General features: G+C 64.5%; 2 protein-coding genes. Both read left to right on the forward strand.

Annotated features, from left to right (window positions below):
* The coding region (locus B3873_RS07400; protein WP_286864990.1) for a lyase family protein at positions 1 to 1,186 on the forward strand (1,186 nt) is incomplete at its 5' end.
* Between the two features lie 52 nt (positions 1,187 to 1,238).
* Positions 1,239 to 2,501, forward strand: a complete 1,263-nt coding sequence (gene pcaD / locus B3873_RS07405) for a 3-oxoadipate enol-lactonase (protein WP_286864991.1) — start codon at positions 1,239 to 1,241, stop codon at positions 2,499 to 2,501.
* Positions 2,502 to 2,556: the final 55 nt, after the last annotated feature.

A 2,556-nucleotide genomic window follows, 5' to 3' on the forward strand; every position in this document is an offset into this window, starting at 1 on the left:
CTATGACATCAATGCCTTGATCGTCGCTGGCCGCCGCGCCGGTGCGCTGGCCATTCCGCTGGTCAAGGAATTGCAGCGCACGGTCGCCCTCTACAGCGAAGAAGCCGCCACCCACGTGCACTGGGGCAGCACCAGCCAGGACGTGCTGGATACGGCCATGGTGCTGGTCACGCGCGAGGCGCTGCGGCTGGTCGATGGCGAACTGGACCAGCTGGCGCATCGCCTGCTGGACCTGTCGCAATCCCATCTCGATACGCCGGTCCTGGCGCGCACGCTGATGCAACCGGCGCAAGTCACCAGCCTGGGCTTGAAGTTCTGCAACTGGGCCGCGCCCCTGCTGCGCTCGCGTGCGCAGCTGCAGGCACTGGCCGAACGCGCCCTGCAGCTGCAACTGGGCGGCGCAGTAGGCACGCTGGCCGTGCTGGGCGAGAAGGGTCCGGCCGTGGCCGCACGGATGGCTGCGGCGCTCGGCTTGAAGACACCCGATGCCGCGTGGCATACCCAGCGCGACGAATGGATACGCCTGGGCACCGAGATGGCCGTGCTGGCCGGCAGCCTGGGCAAGATCGCGACCGACCTGTCGCTGATGGCGCAGGGCGAAATCGCCGAGCTGGCCGAGCCTTCCGGCAATGGCCGTGGCGGATCATCGGCGATGCCGCACAAGCGCAATCCGGTGTCGTCCATGATCGCCCTGGCCGCTGCCGCCCGTGCGCCGCAACAGGCCGCTGCGCTGCTGGGGGCGATGTCGCAACAGCACGAACGGGGGCTGGGCAACTGGCAGGCCGAACTGGCCGAATGGCCGGGCTTGTTCCTGGGCGTGCATGGGGCCTTGCGTGCGCTCAATGACGCGTTTGCCGCACTGGTGATCGATGAGGCGCGCATGTTGCGCAACATCGATGCGCTGCAGGGGCTGGTGTTTGCCGAATCCGCATCAATTGCACTGGCGGGCGTGATCGGCCGTCCGCGTGCGCACAGTCTGCTGGAGCAGCTCACGCGCAAGGCCGTGGCCGATGGCGCGCAACTGGTCGATGTGCTGGTCGATGCCGTGCAGGCCGATGCGCAGCTGGCCAAGGAAATCGACCTGGCCATGTTGCGCGGGCTGTTCGATCCGGTGCAGGCGACGCGGCCTGCGCGCCGTATTGCTGAAGGGCAGCTTGAACATTTGCGCGCGATGCTGGCGCGCTGAACCACTGATTTCTCCACCTCCCTCCACATCACGAGACAAAAGAGAATACCTCATGAGCTACGATCCGCTGGACCATGATTTCGAGCGCGGCATGCGCAATCGCCGCAGTGTGCTGGGCGACCAATGGGTTGACCGTTCGGTAGCCAACGCCACCAACTTCAATGCCGATTTCCAGAACCTGATCACGCGCTTTGCCTGGAATGAAATCTGGGGCCGTCCCGGGCTGGACCACAAGACCCGGCGCATCATCGTGCTGGCCATCACCATTGCCTTGGGGCGCTGGGAAGAATTTGAACTGCATGTGCGCGCCGGGCTGACCGCTGATCCGGCTACGCGGTTGACGCCGGATGAGATGAAGGAAGTGATGATTCAGGCTTCGGTTTATGCGGGTGTGCCGGCGGGCAATACGGCGTTCACGCATGCGCAGAAGATCCTGCGTGAAGTGGGTGAGCAGATCGGTTACGCGGTGGTGCCGCAGGCGCCTGCTGCCAGCGTGCATCCGGGGGTGGGGCGTGAGGGACGTACCTCGTCTTCCCCGGCGTTGCATTACACCTTGCGTGAGCCGCGCAATGGCAAGGCGCCGCGGCATACGGTGGTGCTGTCGCATGCGCTGGGGACCGACCTGATGATGTGGGACGGACTGGCCAATCTGCTGGCGGCCGATTGCCGGGTGATCGCTTACGATCATCGCGGGCATGGCAGTTCAGAGAAGATCGACGGGCTCTACAGCATGGCGGACCTGGCCGATGATGCAGCGCGCTTGTTGCGGGAGCTGGATACCGGGCCGGTGGTGTGGGTGGGCTTGTCCATGGGGGGCATGGTGGGGCAGGAGCTGGCCTTGCGCCATCCGGGGCTGGTGCGGGCACTGGTGCTGGCCAACACCACCTCCGCCTATCCTGAGGCGGCGCGCGAGGTTTGGCAGCAGCGGATTGCTACCGTGCGGACTCAGGGGATCGAGGTGATTGCGGATGCGGTCATGGGGCGGTATTTCCATGAGGGGTTCCGGGCTGCTCAGGCGGCTACCGTGGCGCGCTATCGTCATCGGCTGGTCACTACCGATGCGGTGGGATATGTGGGGTGCTGTCATGCTGTGGGGACTGTCGATACTTCTTCCCGGTTGGGGGCCATTCTTGTCCCTACGCTCGTGATAGCAGGGGAGCTGGATCAGGGGACGCCGGTTGCCATGGCTCAGGCATTGGTGGACGGTATCGCTGGCTCCCGGCTTGAGGTCATTGCCGATGCGTCTCATGTCAGTGCTGTTGAGCAGCCTGTTGTGTTTGCTGAGCTTGTTTGCGGGTTTATTGGCGGGCTTTGATGGCTTTAGGTTTAGGGCGTAGTCTGCACAGAATTCCTTCCTGCGCTCTAGCTTA

The sequence above is a fragment of the Herbaspirillum sp. UBA812 genome, assembly GCF_002296545.1.
GTDB lineage: Bacteria > Pseudomonadota > Gammaproteobacteria > Burkholderiales > Burkholderiaceae_D > Herbaspirillum > Herbaspirillum huttiense.